Genomic DNA, 15,719 nt, shown 5'->3' with positions numbered 1-15,719 from the left:
GTGAGGATGAGTCAGTCTGTAGGGGCCGGGTCCATGCCCATGACCCTGGAAGAGGTCGTCGAATATGTGCACGGTCGGCTGGTCGAGGCCGGTCCTGGTCGCGAACCCGATCGCAGGTCTGTGCGCATGCGGGTGGTGACGGACTCCCGGCAGGTGGAAGCCGATGGGCTCTTCATAGCCATCAAGGGCGAGCACGTGGACGGGCATGACTATGTTCCCGGCCTGGGGGCCAAGGGCTGCCGCGCGGCCTTGGTCGATCACCTCGTTCCGGGCGCTGACCTGCCGCAGATTCTTGTGGACGATACGGTTGCTGCCCTGGGGCTGCTGGCACGGGCCAACATAGACCGTCGGCGCAAGGACTCAGGCCCCTTCACGGTCATCGGCATCACCGGTTCTGTCGGCAAGACCACGACCAAGGATCTGCTGGCTTCCCTGCTGGCCCTGTTGGGTTCTGTGGTGGCTCCGGTCGGGTCTTTCAACAATGAGATCGGTCTTCCTCTGACTGCCTTGGAGGTCGGGCCGGACACCCGCTACCTTGTGGCGGAGATGGGTGCCAGCCACGTGGGCGAGATAGCAAGCCTTACCAGGATTGTTCCTCCGGACATGGCCCTGGTTCTCAAGGTGGGGGTGGCCCACCTGGGTGAATTCGGCTCCGTGGAGCGCATCGCCCAAGCCAAGAGCGAGATCGTGCAAGGTTTGGTGCCGGGTGGGACCGCCGTGCTCAATGCAGACGATTCCCGGGTGGCGGCCATGGCCGATCTGGCCTCTGGGCCTGTTCTGCGGTTTGGCTTGGCCACTGAGGACAGCGGGCAGGACCGCGACCTGGATGGTTCGGCTCGCTACTTGGACAGTGACAGCCTGGACAGGCCGACCTTCGAGCTGCGCCTGTGTGGCCAGCAGCCAGTTCGGCTTCGTTTGGGCATCCCGGGACGACACAATGTCATGAACGCCCTGGCTGCCGCCACGGTGGCCCACGCCCTGGGTTTGGATGCAGAGCGTATCGCCGATGAGCTCGGTCGACAGCAGCGGATCAGCCCGCATCGGATGGCCGTGTCTTCGGTCCAGTTGCCGGGTGCCTCCTTCACTCTGATCGATGATTCCTTCAACGCCAATCCCGACTCCGTGCGGGCAGGTCTGGATGCCCTGGCTGCCTGGAGGGGATTCGATGGCCCGGTCTATCGGATAGCGGTCCTAGGAGTCATGCTCGAGCTCGGCGATCGAGGGGAGCAGCTGCACCAGGAGATCGGTGCCTATTGCCGTCGTCAGGACATTGATGCATTGGTCGCAGTGGGTTGCCGGAATCAGCAGATGGACGGTCTGGTCCAGGCCCTGGTCCGTGGTGCCGGCGGCCCGTCTGATCCGAGCGATGATCAGCCGGGGGCCATGCGGGTACTCTTTGCTCAGGACGCTGACCAGGCTGACCAGATGGTCCGCCGTCTGTGCGCCAAGCATTCGGACCGGAAGAACCTTGTCCTGCTCAAGGGCTCGCACATGTCCGGCCTGTCCGCTCTGGCCGACCGGTGGCAGGGCTGAGCTATGAATCTACTGGCATCCCCGCAGCGGGGTCTAATGTTCAAGGACAGAATCCAAGAGTTGGAGTACACACTGTGATTGCCCTCATCATCGGAATCCTGGTCGCCCTAGTGGTGACGCTGGCGGGGACCCCCCTGCTGATACGGCTGGTCCATCGGCTGCACTACGGCCAGTACATCCGCCAGGACGGGCCCAAGTCCCACCTGGTCAAGCGTGGTACGCCGACCATGGGCGGGCTGGTCATCAACCTGGCCATCCTGCTGGGCTGGGCAGCCTCGGCGCTTTACCGCTACCTGTCGCGGGGGGAATCCGTGTCCCCTTCGGCCATGCTGGTTCTGTTCGCCATGCTCTCCATGGGCTTACTGGGCTTCATTGACGACTTCGCCAAGGTGCGCAAGAAGCAGAACCTGGGCCTGTCGGTCAGGGCCAAGTTCACCGGCCAGTTTATTTTGGCCACCATATACGCAGTGCTCGCCCTGAAACTGCCCACCAAAAATGGCTATCCCAGCGCACAGGCGGGCATATCCTTCGTGGAGCAGCCCATCATTGACTTCCGAATGGCGGGCAGCGTCCTTTCCGTGGTGCTATTCATCATCTGGGTCAATCTGCTGATGACGGCTTGGAGCAATGCGGTCAACCTGACTGACGGCCTGGACGGGCTGGCGTCGGGCTCCTCCATGATCGCCTTCGTGGGTTACACGATCATCGCCTTCTGGGAGAGCTACCACTTGAAGGGCGGCGGCCATCCAGGCCATGCCTACGCGGTCTCAGACCCCCTGGACCTGGCCATCATCGCCTGCTGCGCGGCTGTGGCCTGCTTTGGCTTCCTTTGGTACAACACCAATCCGGCCTCCATCTTCATGGGAGACACAGGATCCCTGGCTCTGGGCGGGCTCTTCGCCGCTCTGTCCATTGCTACTCATACCGAGCTGCTGGCGGTCATCCTGGGCGGACTTTTTGTGGGAGAGGCCGCCTCCGATGTCATCCAGGTGGGCTACTTCAAGCTCACCCACAAGCGGGTCTTCAAGATGGCACCCATCCACCACCACTTCGAGCTGATGGGCTGGCAGGAGTCCAAGGTGGTTGTCCGGTTCTGGATGGTGGACCTGATCTTCGTCCTGTTGGCCCTGGTCTGCTTCTATGCAGACTGGGTGGTCCGCTCCGGGCTGCCCATCTGAGTGCGTCCATTCACGGTACCGGACTTCGGCAGCCGGTATCATGCCAAGCAGATGCCGGAGCTAGCGGAATGAGGTGTTCATGGATATGGACTTGAGCCAGAAGCGCATACTGGTCGCAGGGCTGGGCATTTCCGGACGGAGCGTGGCCGCAGCCTTGCGAGGCCGGGCGGCCGGAGTGACCACTGTGGACCAGCGCGCCCCGCAGGCCGATCTTCATGACTTTGACCAGGTGGACTGGAGTCAGGTGGACCTGGTCATGGCTTCGCCAGTCTTCAATCCGCGCACCCCATTTATCCTTGAGGCGCAGCGTCGGGGCATCCCCGTGGTCAGCGAGGTGGAGATGGCTTGGCTGCTACGGGTGCCCTCGGCCCGGACAGGCCGGCCGGCACCCTGGATTGGCATCACCGGCACCAACGGCAAGACCTCGACCACCAGGATGGTCTCCGCCATGATGCAGGCCAGCGGGTTCACGGCCCCTGCGGTGGGCAATATCGGCAAGGCCGTCTCCACTGCCGTCCTGAATCCCGACAATGACATGCTCTGCGTGGAGCTGAGCTCCTTCCAGCTGCATTTCACCTTCTCGCCGGCCCTGGAGTGCGCGGCCATCACCAATCTGGCCGACGACCACCTGGATTGGCACGGGGGCTTCGAGGCCTACGCGGCCGACAAGGCACGCATCTACCGTGGCGTGCGCAAGGCCCTGGTCTACAACGCCGATGACTCCCGGGTCTCCAACCTGGCCAGACAGGCGCAGCCAGCCCCAGGTTGCCGACTGGTGGGCTTCACCCTGGGCCGGCCTGAGTCTGGGCAGCTGGGCGTGGAGGACGGCTGGGTCGTGGACCGCAGTGGATTGACCCGTCAGGACCGTAATGAGGGCGTCAGACTGGTCCGGGTGGCCGACCTGACGGACCTGTGTGAGCCTGATGGCACGGTCTACCCACATCTGCTGGCTGATGCTCTCTGTGCCCTGGCTCTGGCACTGGGTGCTGGAGCCAAGGTCGACGCGGCCATCGAGGCCATGCGCGCTTTCACCCCCGGCGACCATAGGATCAGCACCGTGGCCACACTAGGCCAGGGTGCACAGGCCATCCGTTTTGTAGACGATTCCAAGGCCACCAACGCCCATGCAGCCGAGGCTTCCCTGGCCAGCTACCATGACGGCCAGGTGGTCTGGCTGGCCGGCGGACTGGCCAAGGGCGCCCGCTTCGACGATCTGGTCCGGTCCCGCAGGTCCAAGCTGGCCGCAGCTGTGGTCATCGGCCAGGACCAGCAGCCCATGATCCAAGCCATCAAGGCCCAAGCGCCCGATCTGCCGGTTACCCTGATCGATCCTGGTGCTGGAGATCAGGTCATGGCCCGGGCTGTTCGAGCGGCTGGCTCCTATGCACAGCCCGGCCAGGTGGTTCTGCTGGCACCTGCCTGCGCCTCAATGGATCAGTTCGCCTCCTATGCTGACCGGGGCGACCAGTTTGCCCAGCAGGCCAAACAGTGGGTCCACGAGCATGAAACGCAACACTGATCCGAGCAAGGCCCACTCACGAGGGTCTGGCAGCAAGGGAGACTACCGGGGTTGGCGGGCCATTCTCAACCCGCTCTGGTGCTACTACGGCTTTCTGGCCACAGTCGTCGCCACCACGGTCTTCGGCCTGATGATGGTATTCTCCTCTTCGGCTGTGGATCTGGTGGCCCAGGGCAGCTCACCCTGGAGTCAGGTCATCCGCCAGACCATATACGCAGTGTTGGGGCTTTTGCTGGCCCTTCTGGCTGTGAGGATCAGCATTGATCACTACCGGAATTGGAGCAACTGGTTTCTGATTGCCAGCCAGGGCATCCAGCTGTTGACCCGCACCCCGCTGGGGCGCTCCGCCAACGGCAACGAGGGATGGATCTCGATAGGGGGCATCTCCATGCAGCCGGCCGAGCTACTCAAGCTGGCCCTGTGTCTGTGGCTGCCCCAGGCATTGATCGAAGCCCAGCGGCAGGTCGGCAAGGAATCCGATCTGAAGAGCCTGGCCAAGGCCTATGCCAAGCCGGCTTTCGGCTTTCTGATCAGCTTCATGTTCATCATGCTGGGCAAGGATCTGGGGACCGCCATGATCATCGTCATCATTGGCTTCGTGGCCTTCCTGGTCTCAGGCTTCCCCCTGCGATGGCTGCTCAGCCTGGCGGTCCTGGGGATGGCTGCGGTCATCGGTTTTTCGGTCTATGGCAACAGTAACCGGACCCAGCGGATCATGGCCGCCTACGGCAAGTGCTCGGCGGATGACATCCAGGGTGTCTGCTACCAGTCCATCCATGGGCTCTACGCCATGGCTTCGGGAGGATTGACCGGAGTCGGTCTGGGCAACTCCAGGGAGAAGTGGAACTATCTGCCCGAGGCGCACAATGACTTCATCTTCGCTGTCATCGGCGAGGAGCTGGGTTTTGTCGGGGCGGCTATGCTTATTCTGGTCTTCGTGGTCATGGGCTGGTGCATGCTGAGAATCGCCTTGACTACCAGGAACCGGTATGCGGGCATGGTGCTGATTTGCCTGGATGTGTGGCTGGTGGGCCAAGCCCTGATCAACATCTGTGTGGTTCTGGGTCTGCTGCCGGTCATTGGGCTGCCCCTACCCTTCGTGTCGGCTGGAGGGACCGCCCTGATCTCCTGCCTGGCTTCGGCCGGGGTGGCTCTGAAGATGATTCGGACCCAACCAGACGTGATGGCGGCCACAGACGGGTCCTGAGATGCGGAATGGACATGGTGGAAAGGAAGCGGATTCGCGGATGACGACAGCGACGAGGGCCGAGAAAGGGATGCCTGGGGATGCCCAGGAGCATTCCGGGAAAGGTGCTGGTCCCCATCTGGTGCTGGCCGGGGGAGGGACGGCAGGGCATGTCAACCCCCTGCTCAGTGTGGCTGAGGCCATTAGGGAGCGCTGCCCGCACGCTTTTGTCAGCGTAATTGGCACTGCTGTCGGGCTGGAGCACGACCTGGTGCCGGCCGCCGGACTTCCCCTTGACCTGATTGAGAAGGTGCCCTTCCCTCGTCGTCCTGGCAAGGCCGCACTGGACTTCCCCCGGCGTTGGCGGCGTGAGGTGCAGCGAGTCCGAGGGTATTTGCAGGATCGGTCAGCCGACCTGGTGGTCGGCTTTGGCGGTTATGCCTCGGCGCCGGCATACAGGGCCGCACGGAACCTGGGTCTGCCCATCGTCGTCCACGAACAGAATGCCCGGGCGGGCATGGCCAACAAGCTGGGTGCCCGCTGGGCCGATTTCGTAGGTACGGCCTATGAGAATACAGGCATACGGGCCAGGTCCGGAGTACCAGTGCGCCGCGTGGGTCTGCCTTTGCGGCCGACCATCGCCCGACTGGCCAAGCAGATGGAGGCTGACCATGCAGGAGCCCGCCGGGAGTCTGCGCATTCTCTGGGGTTGGATCCCGATAGGCCCATCCTGCTGGTGACTGGAGGATCCTTGGGAGCGCTCAGCCTGAACAAGGCGGTGGCTGGCGCAGCCCGGCAGCTGCTGGATCGAACACAGGTCATCCATCTGACGGGCCGTGGCAAGGCCGACCGGGTCAGGGAGCAAGTGACGGCTGACCTGGGCGATGCGGCTATCAACGATCTGGACAAGGCTCACCGGGGCCAGGGGGACTACCACATGGCTGAATACCTGGAGCGGATCGATTTGGCCTTCGCCTGTGCTGATCTGGTGGTCTGCAGGGCTGGTGCAGGCTCTGTCAGCGAGCTGGCCGCCCTGGGCGTGCCGGCCGTCTACGTGCCCCTGCCCATCGGCAATGGTGAGCAGCGGTTCAATGCCCAGCCGGTCGTTGATGCCGGGGGAGGGCTCATGGTCGATGATGCGGCCCTGGACGCTAAATGGATAGCCAGCCACGTACCTGCTCTTATGGCCAATGGGGATAGGCTGGCTGACATGCGCCGCCGGGCCTGGGGGTACGGGATTCGCGATGCCGCTCAGGTGATGGCCGAGCAGATCCTGACCATGGCCGACCAACACCTTGCCCGCAAGGACTCTGGGAGGGACTAATCGGGCATAATGGAGGCAGAAGACGCGCGGCCGTCCTGAATGGTCCTGAACTGTTGGAGGAGATGCAACTACTGTGCCCAAGCATGAATTGAATACAGTGCCCGGTCGGCAGGACGGCGGTGACAGGTCCCTGCCGGTCCTGGATCCCTGCCTGCCCGCTCTGGCCCAGGCCGGAGTGTGCGACTCAAAGGATCTGGGGCCCACACACTTCATCGGCATCGGCGGGGCCGGGATGAGCGTGCTGGCCGAGATGCTCCACCAGGAGGGGGTGCAGGTCTCCGGATCCGACCGCGCCGAGGGGGACAAGACCCGACGCCTGCGTCAGCTAGGAATCCGGGTCGCCATCGGTCAACAAGCCAGCAATGTGGCCGGGGCCCGCACGGTGGTCTGGTCCAGTGCCATCAAACCTGACAATCCCGAGATTCTGGCAGCTCGTGATGCGGGCGCCCGGCTGGTTCATCGCAGCGACATTCTGGCCCTGCTTATGGCCTCTAGGATTTCGGTCACCGTGGCCGGAGCCCACGGCAAGACCACCACCAGCGCGCTCTTGGCCCACCTGCTGACCAAGGGCGGCCGAGGGGATCTGGCTGATCCCAGCTACGCCATCGGGGGCAGCCTCCAGAGCAGCCAGGGGCCCATGGACGGCGGGCACGTGGGAGTCGGACGGGTTCTAGTGGCCGAAGCGGACGAGTCCGACGGCAGCTTTGGCAAGTACACTCCCGACATCGCCATCATCACCAACGTCGAGCCCGACCATCTGGACCACTACGGCACGGCTGATGCCTTCCACCAGGCTTTTGTGGAACATGCCCGGCATGCCCGACGTTTCCTGGTGGTTTGCGGGGACGACCAGGGGGCCCTGGAGGTGTTGCGGCGGCTGCAAGGGGACTGCCGCGCCAAGATCATCGTCTATGCATCAGATCCCCAGCTGAGCATTGACTCCATGCCTGGGGTTCTGGGCTTGGTCCGCATCGGGTCCGAGTCCGAGAGCAGCGGCAGCGGCCGTGAACATTGCCGTCTGGCTCTCCCCGTGCAGGTGCTCCAGGCGGCAGGGTTGGATGCCAGCAAGCCGCTCGATCTGCAGGTGGATTTGGCGATTCCCGGCATCCACAACGCCCGCAATGCAGCAGCAGCCGTCATCGCCGCCGTCCTGCTGGGGATGGATCCTGATACGGCCGCCGCTTCCGCCGCCGACTTCCGTGGTGCCTCTCGACGCTTCGAGGTCCGCGGATGCCAACATGGGGTCACCGTAGTGGACGATTACGCCCATCATCCCACGGAGATCGCCGCCCTGCTTACCGCCGCCAGGCGACGCTATCCGGGCCGGACTATCAGGGTGCTCTTCCAGCCTCACCTGTATTCGCGCACCGCCATCTTCTCCGACCGGTTCGCTGCCGCTCTGTCCCTGGCGGACGATGTGACGGTAACTGACATCTTCCCCGCCCGTGAGCTGGCCAGCGATTTTCCGGGCGTGGATGCAGGCACCATCCCTGCCGCCGCCCGCAAGGCATCGGACCACAAGCCCCAGAACTCAGGACATAAGTCGACTGAGACCGTCTTCCGGACCTGCTCGGACATGCGTCAGGCCGCTCTGGATCTGGCCGAACGAGCGGAGCCTGGGGATGTGATCCTGACCGTGGGCGCCGGCGATATCACTGCCATGGGGCCGATCATTCTCGACAAGCTGGCTGAACGGAATGAGCAGTGAAGAACGGCAAGAATCGCAGGGCCTCCAGTGGAGCCTCGTCCAGAACCAGGGCAGTCCGGGCCGCAAAGGCCGCACGGACTGCCCGGTCTGGGCGCACCAGGCCTTCGGAAGAGGAGCAGCGGACCGGTAGAACCGCCAGATCGGGCAAGTCGGCCGCCTCCGATGCTTCGGCACAGGCCAGCCAGTCCAAGGTGGAAAAAACAGGTGGTGAGGGCAGGCGCCTTAAGCGGTCCAAGCGTTTCAAAGGTTCGAAGCGTTTCAGGGGTCGTCCGAGTCGTTCCAAGAATACAAGCGGTTCACGTACTCGTAGCGCCAGATCCGCCTCATCATCCTCCCGTTCTCTGATAAAGGGCAATAGCGTATCAGTCTCCAAGTCTGCGGCATCCAAGTCCGCGACCTCACGCTTGACAAGTTCGGCCGGAGGATTCGTCGATGCCCGGGCCATACCGCCGGACCGACCCGTCTCAGGCAGAATAGGCACTGATCAGGAAGATCAGGGGCTGGGGATTTTTGTTCGGCCCAAGGTGCTGGATTTTCAGGCTCGGGTGCGCGAGAAGAAGAAGGTCAGCCGCAGGCTGGTCCTGATCCGGACGGGTGTCGTCGTCGTGGTCATGGCTCTGATAGCAGGACTGGCATGGTTGCTCTTTCTCTCGCCGGTCTTTCGCCTGCAAACCGACAAGATCAACGTCAGTGGCGGCAATGCCTGGGTGTCCAACGATCGAGTGGTCTCAATCGTGGCCAATCAGGGTGATCGCTCTCTGCTGCTGATTTCCACCAATGGCGTCGAGCAGGAGATCAGCGGCATGGCCGGGGTGACCGATGCCAAGGTCCGTAAGAGTTTTCCGCACGGTCTGGAGGTGACCTTCGATGCCCAGGAGCCTACTGCGGTCTTCAAGGATGCGCAGCGGAAACTGACGGCTGTAGACAGGCAGGGCAGGGTGCTCAATACTGTGTCCAAGCCAGTGGAGGGGGTGCCGGTCATCCAGGTTGCCACCGTCAAGCGTGCCCAGCAGGATCAGGCGGTCAGGCAGACTCTTCGGATTCTGTCAACCATGCCGGAGGCCATGCGCCATTCGGTGACCAAGGTGACTGCGAAAACCCAAGACTCCATCACCACTGAGCTGGACCAGGGCAAACATGTCATCATCTGGGGTGACGGCTCTGATCTGAAGCTCAAGCAGGCCGTGGTCGACAAGATCATCAACGATCCGTCCAAGATTGGCGATAAGCATCAACTGGATGTGTCGGCGCCCCTTAGGCCCATTGTCAAGTAGTCGCTGAAGGAGCTGCCGGCTTCATCAATCTGTCGGTGTCCAGCAGGATGGTCACCGGTCCGTCGTTGACCAGATCCACTCGCATGTGGGCGCCGAAGCGTCCGGCGGCAACCGGCACACCGGTTGCCTCCAAAGCTCGGTTCAGATCCTTCCAGACGCTTTGGGCGTGTTGGGGTTCTCCCGCAGCCATGAAGCTGGGACGGTTGCCGCGACGAAGATCCGCGTAAAGAGTGAACTGGGAGACGGAAAGGATGGAGCCGCCGCAATCAAGGATTGACCGGTTCATCCGGCCCTCCTCGTCGGCGAAGATGCGCATCCGGGTCAGCTTGCGGACGGCATAGTCCACCTGGTCTGCCCCGTCGCCATCCTGGACGGCTACCAGGAGCATGAGCCCCATGCCGATGCTCTGGGGTTTAAAATCGGGATCCGGCCGCCCCTGCTCATCGACCACATCGACCCGGGCACGGCTGACCCGCTGTATGACGATTCTCATGGTTTCAGTCTAAGGACTTCAGGCATTGTTGTAGTGTCGCTGGGAAAAGCTGGATCGGTATCTGGTTGGGGTCAGACCGGAGAACCGTTTGAAGACGCGCATGAAATACTTAGGGTCGTCATACCCGCAGGCCTCGGCTATCTGGCTGACACCCATGGAGGTCGACAGGAGCAGCTCCTGAGCTCGTTCGATGCGGATCCGCCTGATCTGTCCGGTGATACCGATGCCGAACCGCCGCTTATAGATGGTCGACAGGTACGAGGGCGAATAGTTGAAGTTTTCTGCTACGCTGGCAACACTGATCCGGTCGCAGGCGTTGATACGGATCCAATCTTGGACCTTCTGGAGGGTGCTGTCCTCGTCGTCAGCTTCTTGACGGTCCTTGGGCGCGGGCCTTCCCATGGCGATCTCCATGAGCAAGCAGGTCATGAAATAGCTGCAGTAGGGGCTGGGATCCGGGTAGGTGCGCTGGTAGATGTCCAGCAGCTGGTTGAACATGACGGTCAACCGATTGTTGTCTGCCAGACGAAAATCCAGGGGCAGCACCACGCGTGCCGCGCCCTGGTCATTTCCATCCCTCTGTTCGTCAGACAGACCTTGAACCCTTTGCCAGTCAGGCAAGGTGAAGTGGGCCCAGTAGAAGGTCAGAGGCTCCTGTCCCAGCCGTCGACTGCCCTCATGAGGGGTGCCGGGCGGAATCAGCAACAGGCCGCCTGCCTTCAGATCATGATGCCGTCCGGCTACCGTCAGCGGGAGGAGGCCCTCTTCAACCAGGATCAGCTCAAAGCTGTCGACGGTGCGGCGCTCGTGGATCCATCCGGGAGTGCCGATGAAGCGCCCTGCGGATTTGAAGACCGCCGCATCGTTGGGGAAACTGGTGATGATTGCCTGATCCGTGCTGACCGTCCTCCCTGTAGCTGAAACCTTGGCCTTGGGACGCGGTCAGTGGCTGGCCACTTCGACGTAGGCATGATATGGCTGGTTTTCGTCAATGGTCCAGAGGGGGACGAATTCCAGGCCGCTGTCCCGGTGACGGAAGACCAGCTTCTCGCCCTGGCGCTCGAAGGCGGACCCAGGATCCTTCCGGTCGATGTCAAGGCTCTGCATATCAGTGCTGGGGCTCAAGGCGGCAAGTACGTAGGGTCCCCAGGCCACGGCGGCCAGGGAAGGCCTGTCAGGGGTGCCAATCAGCCGGATGGTCGGTTCGAATGTCAGCGTAATGGTGGTTCCTGACCAGGAATTCAGACCGCAGGCGCTCACATCAAGGACCGCCACAGCCGGGTCAGTGCCCATGAGAGCCTGGGACACCGGGGTTCCGTCGATGTCGATGTGGACCCTGCCGCGGGTCCAGGCGGGGATGCGCAGCGCCAGGCGGGGTCTGTCCAGGGCCTCTATGGTGATGGTCACCTTCTCGGGGTGGCGGTCGTCCACGCCCACGCTCAGGGCCATCTTCTGATCGATGTCGTTCAGGCTGCAGGGCAGATACTGCTCAATCCACAAGGTCGTCTCGTCCGTGTAGAAGGCTCCGTCCGCATAGTAGAAGTGCGATTCCAGGCCGGTGCCGTGGCAGCAGCTGTTCTCCTCATCAAACTCCTTGCGGCCGCCCGGCTGTGTGGGGAAGAAGTAGAGACTGCCGCCCTGGGGCACATGGTCGGTGCTGGCGGCGATGTGGTTGAGCATGGTCAGCTCGGTGTAGTCTGCATACTCCTGATCCGGGTCGAAGGAGAACAGGAGCGCCGACAGCTTGAGCAGGTTGTAGGAGGCGCAGGACTCGGCGGTGTTGTCCTTGAGCAGGGCGCCAATCACGTCGGGCTGCTGGAACATCTCGCCCTGCCCGGTGCCGCCCATGGCGTAGATGTGATGGCCCATGACCGACTTGAGGAAGAATTCCGCCTGCTGCAGGTAGTAGGGCAGACCGGTCTGGCGGAAGAGTTCCACCGAACCGATGACCTGGGGGATGTGCTGGTTGCCATGCAGTCCGCCCAGGGCATCCACCTTCTGGCGCATGGGAACCATGAGACGGTCGTTGTCGAAGAGGCGAGCGGCATCCAGGTGCTCCTTACGTCCGGTGATGGCGTACAGATGGGCCAGGGACTCGTTCATGCCGCCGAACTCGCCGGCGATGTACATGCTCCACATGTTCTGCAGCTGCTCATGGGGGAGCCGGTGGACACGGTCATAAACCCAGTCACCCAGGTCCGAGGCCACACGCAGAGCCGTTTCATTGCCCGCGAAGTGGTAGGCGTCGATCAGCCCGGCCAGAATCTTGTGCAAGGTGTAGTAAGGCGCCCAGATGGTGGGGTAGGGCGCGTATTGCTCCAGCTTGTCGAACTGGCTCTCGTCGTAGGCCGACAGGAAGCCCGGTTTGGTGTTCCCGCTCTTTGCAAAGGCGGCCTGGACCTCAGCCAGCCCGTCGACCAGATAGGTCAGCTTTGTCCGAATGTTCTCGTCGCCGGTGGCGGCATACCCCAGGGCATATGCAGACAGGACATGCCCGGTGGTGTGGCCGCGCAGGTTGGAATCCGGAGCGTCCCAGCCGATCATGGGCTTGGCGCCCTTGGTGTCCAGGTGGGCGGCCCGGCGGAACTCCACCAGGAGCTGATCGTCGTCCAGGGTCTTCAGGAAGGCTATCCGTCGGCGCTGGTTGCCTGCCAGCATGCCATCACCGGTCAGCCGCACCCGAGAGATGGGCACGCGGCGGACCTTGGGGCTGGAATCCACTGGCTGTTCGGGATCTTCGTCAATCACCTGAACCTTGCATTGCACACGGATGTCGCTGCCGTCGATGGACCCCTGGAAGTCGTGCTCGCCGGTCTGTTCGTCCCGATGCTCAACACCTTCGTCCCAGTTGACCCGCTGGGAGACTTTCTGGCCGTCCTTGGTCAGCACGGCCGTGAACATGGGCAGATAGTAGGTGGCGCCCTTGCGCGCCTTGATCTCGATGGGATAGACCTTGCGCACTTCGATCTTGTTGGGCATCTGCAGCACGGTCACATCGAAGTTGCGCTGCGCCTTGGCACCGCCCTTGGTGACGGTCGCGGTCAGGGTCACGTTCCGGTCGCCCCGACCGTATTCAGGCTGATTGACCTTGCCTGTGGGACTGACCCATCGATCGTCGCTGCTGGCCCATTCGATTGTGGTTCCCTCTGCCCCCTCGGTCGGCAGCTTCAGGTCGAAGTCCACGGTGCCCGTGTTGCCGATGTAGATCTGACGGGCCGCCTCGTCGACGCAGTCCTGATCAGTGTGCATGGATGATGTCATGATGAATTACCTACTTCCTCCGCTGACAGGCGGATTCTGGCCGGTCATGGTTTCCGTCGGGTCGTCTCCGATCCGTCGGCGCCGCTCTGCCCCGACGCCTTCGTGCGCCTTACCTCATCAGTCTATGGACGGAAGCCCGATCAGGAAGGTGGGGGAAATCGTCGAATGGGTGGACAATCTTGTGCCTTTGGCTTGGAGTTGTTCTGGCTGGCTTCTATTTCTTCCTAATCCTTGCAATGGCAAGCTTTCTGAGCAAGGAACTACCTGACTGGGAAGCCTTGTCGAGTAGTGGCCACATAGCATTACCGAGAAATATCCACCTTTTTCCGTTCTCTTTGCACCTACGTTCGACGGGCTGAGGATTTACCGTCGAAGTGGAACAGCCTGTGGTTCCACGCAGAGCAAAAGGGTGTCCGTACAACGAGGGTAGGCACCAGTGAGAAGCGAGGAGAAACGTATGGCAGCACCAACGGAAAACGGCGGCGAACAACCGGACATTGTGGTCGATGAATCCGGCCTCAAGGTTGACCGACGACAGGAGGAGGAGCTGAACCAGCTGAGGGCGGACCGCTCCTTCTTCGGCTACCCCAAGGGCATCGGTGCCCTGGCAGCCGGCAATTTCTTCAATTCGATCTGTTGGGCCTCTTATGGGGCCGTGACGATCTACTACCTTTATAAGCCTTGGACCCAGGGTCTGGGATTCAGCCAGGGGGAGGCAGCACAGCTTATAGCCATCGTTGCGGCCATCAATTCCATGTTCGGCATCGTGGGCAGCTGGCTGGCGGATAGGGTGTTCGGTGCGCGCAAGGCCCTGGTCATCGGCAACATCGTCAAGGGGCTGTCCTGCGGGCTCTTGGCCATTCCGGCCTTCTCCGTCAGTCAAGGTCGAGTCATGGCCATAGTGGGCATGATCCTCATGAACCTACCCATCATGGGGGCTTCGAACGCCTCGCTGACCGGCATGCTCTTCCACCGCAAGGACAACCGTCGTGACGGCGCTTTCGCCATTCACGCCATTGCCAACAACATCGCCGGGTTCATCACCCCAATCATCTCTGCTCAGCTCGGTCTGCTCAACTATCATTACGGATTCGCCATCGGAGCGGTCGCCGCGCTGATTTACGCCGCCATCATCGGCGTGCCGGGCAATCGTTTCTTCGGTTCGCTGGGCTCCAAGCCCTCACGCCCGCTCAACAGCCAGGAGCGTAAACGCTACGGATGGGGCGCCTTGGGCGTGCTGGTGGTGATTGGCCTGTTCATCGCCATCCTTCTTGTCACCCACAAGATCAGCGTCAATGCGCTGGCCAATACGGTCAGCTCCTGCACCTTTGTGGTGGCCATCGCCTTCTTCTTGGTCATCTGGCGTTCCAAGAGGATCGTCGGTGTGGAGCGTCGCCGGCTCAAGGCCTTCGTGCCCATCGTGATCATGCAGATTGTTGCAGGGGTGGATTACGCCATTCAGGGCACCACCCTGCTCATGTTCCTGGACCAGCGGATCAACAGAAAGTTCGGCAGTATTGAAATCGCGCCGGGTTCCTTCAACACTCTCGTGGGCATCATCGCCATGCTGGCCGGCATCTTCTTCAGCTGGTTCTGGCTGACCGACACGGGCAAGCGTTGGAAGTCCACCAACCGCCTCTGGTTCGGATTCGCTTTCTTCGGCATCTCTAATTTGCTGCTGATCGTTCCCACTGTGGTGCTCAATCCTCATACGGCTAGATATTCCGTGCTCTGGTTGCTGGTCTACTATGTGGTCTCCAACTTCGGTGGCTTCCCCTACGGCGTTGCAGCTAACTCGACTGTGGCGGCCATAGCGCCCAAGTCTTATGAGACACAGATGCAGACCGCTTTCACCCTGTCGGCGGCCATCGGCACAGCTATCATGCTGCTGGTTTATGGCAAACTGACCACCCTGGACCAGCAGCTGCCGTTGATGCTGATCATCGGCATCATTGAAATCGTCGTGGCTGTGGCGGTCATGCTCTTCCGAGGCAAGATCGACGCGACGGTCATGTCGGATTGAGCAACTGGTTCCCTGCCGGAGGATCGGTCTTCTGCAGGGAACCGTGATACATGACTGTTGTGTGTATGAATGACCTGCGCGTCTGGTGCTCGGGTCAGGGCCGATTGCCCTGATTCGGGCGTCAGACGCGCAAGTTTGTGCTTGGGGTTGGTGATGCCGGGTATCGCCGATTTCTAAAGCGGCACCCGGTGCCTCGTGTTTGCACAGAGGTAGCCATCAA

At 62.0% G+C, this 15,719-nt stretch carries 12 protein-coding genes; 9 read left to right on the top strand and 3 right to left on the bottom strand.

Going from position 1 to position 15,719, the window contains the following annotated elements; all coding sequences use genetic code 11:
* Positions 1–6 precede the first annotated feature (6 nt).
* From H3T93_RS03730 to H3T93_RS09260, 7 genes are all read left to right on the top strand, one after another.
* Positions 7–1,533 (top strand): UDP-N-acetylmuramoyl-tripeptide--D-alanyl-D-alanine ligase, encoded by a 1,527-nt coding sequence (locus H3T93_RS03730; RefSeq protein ID WP_144176808.1) that lies wholly within the window; start codon positions 7–9, stop codon positions 1,531–1,533.
* 74 nt (positions 1,534–1,607) lie between these two features.
* The gene (gene mraY, locus H3T93_RS03725) at positions 1,608–2,711 is read left to right on the top strand and encodes a phospho-N-acetylmuramoyl-pentapeptide-transferase (RefSeq protein WP_144176809.1); all 1,104 of its coding nucleotides are present in this window, start codon (positions 1,608–1,610) and stop codon (positions 2,709–2,711) included.
* A gap of 79 nt (positions 2,712–2,790) precedes the next feature.
* A complete protein-coding gene (gene murD, locus H3T93_RS03720) occupies positions 2,791–4,230 on the top strand; it encodes a UDP-N-acetylmuramoyl-L-alanine--D-glutamate ligase (RefSeq protein WP_144176810.1) in 1,440 nt (479 codons plus the stop codon).
* Entirely contained in the window at positions 4,214–5,437 is a 1,224-nt protein-coding gene (locus H3T93_RS03715) for a peptidoglycan glycosyltransferase FtsW (RefSeq protein WP_144176811.1), read from the top strand. The genes murD and H3T93_RS03715 overlap by 17 nt, the downstream gene beginning before the upstream one ends.
* A gap of 70 nt (positions 5,438–5,507) precedes the next feature.
* Positions 5,508–6,740, top strand: coding sequence for a UDP-N-acetylglucosamine--N-acetylmuramyl-(pentapeptide) pyrophosphoryl-undecaprenol N-acetylglucosamine transferase (locus tag H3T93_RS03710; protein WP_186363914.1), 1,233 nt, complete (start codon positions 5,508–5,510; stop codon positions 6,738–6,740).
* 130 nt (positions 6,741–6,870) lie between these two features.
* On the top strand, positions 6,871–8,448 hold the full coding sequence (gene murC, locus H3T93_RS03705; RefSeq protein WP_411674994.1) for a UDP-N-acetylmuramate--L-alanine ligase: 1,578 nt from the start codon (positions 6,871–6,873) through the stop codon (positions 8,446–8,448).
* Entirely contained in the window at positions 8,445–9,722 is a 1,278-nt protein-coding gene (locus tag H3T93_RS09260) for a cell division protein FtsQ/DivIB (RefSeq protein WP_233439309.1), read from the top strand. Before murC ends, H3T93_RS09260 begins: the two co-directional genes overlap by 4 nt.
* Here H3T93_RS09260 and dtd read toward each other — a convergent pair.
* Both dtd and H3T93_RS03690 read right to left on the bottom strand, forming a co-directional pair.
* Positions 9,715–10,215, bottom strand: coding sequence for a D-aminoacyl-tRNA deacylase (gene dtd / locus H3T93_RS03695; protein WP_144176815.1), 501 nt, complete (start codon positions 10,213–10,215; stop codon positions 9,715–9,717). The two genes, H3T93_RS09260 and dtd, sit on opposite strands and share 8 nt — an antisense overlap.
* Before the next feature lie 18 nt (positions 10,216–10,233).
* Positions 10,234–10,995, bottom strand: a complete 762-nt coding sequence (locus H3T93_RS03690) for a helix-turn-helix domain-containing protein (protein ID WP_232348666.1) — start codon at positions 10,993–10,995, stop codon at positions 10,234–10,236.
* Between H3T93_RS03690 and H3T93_RS03685 the strand changes: the two genes are divergently transcribed.
* On the top strand, positions 10,942–11,136 hold the full coding sequence (locus tag H3T93_RS03685; protein WP_144176817.1) for a hypothetical protein: 195 nt from the start codon (positions 10,942–10,944) through the stop codon (positions 11,134–11,136). The genes H3T93_RS03690 and H3T93_RS03685 overlap by 54 nt on opposite strands.
* A 21-nt stretch (positions 11,137–11,157) precedes the next feature.
* On the opposite strand, the gene H3T93_RS03680 is transcribed toward H3T93_RS03685, so the two are convergent.
* Positions 11,158–13,464, bottom strand: a complete 2,307-nt coding sequence (locus H3T93_RS03680) for a beta-L-arabinofuranosidase domain-containing protein (protein ID WP_144176818.1) — start codon at positions 13,462–13,464, stop codon at positions 11,158–11,160.
* A gap of 469 nt (positions 13,465–13,933) precedes the next feature.
* Between H3T93_RS03680 and H3T93_RS03675 the strand changes: the two genes are divergently transcribed.
* Complete coding sequence (locus H3T93_RS03675) at positions 13,934–15,499, top strand: oligopeptide:H+ symporter (RefSeq protein ID WP_110425053.1); 1,566 nt, start codon at positions 13,934–13,936, stop codon at positions 15,497–15,499.
* Positions 15,500–15,719 lie beyond the last annotated feature (220 nt).

It is taken from the genome of Bifidobacterium sp. M0404 (assembly GCF_016101415.1).
GTDB classification, from domain to species: domain Bacteria; phylum Actinomycetota; class Actinomycetes; order Actinomycetales; family Bifidobacteriaceae; genus Bombiscardovia; species Bombiscardovia polysaccharolytica.
Note: the sequence above shows the minus strand (reverse complement) of the source record. Positions and strands in the feature narration are given on the sequence as shown.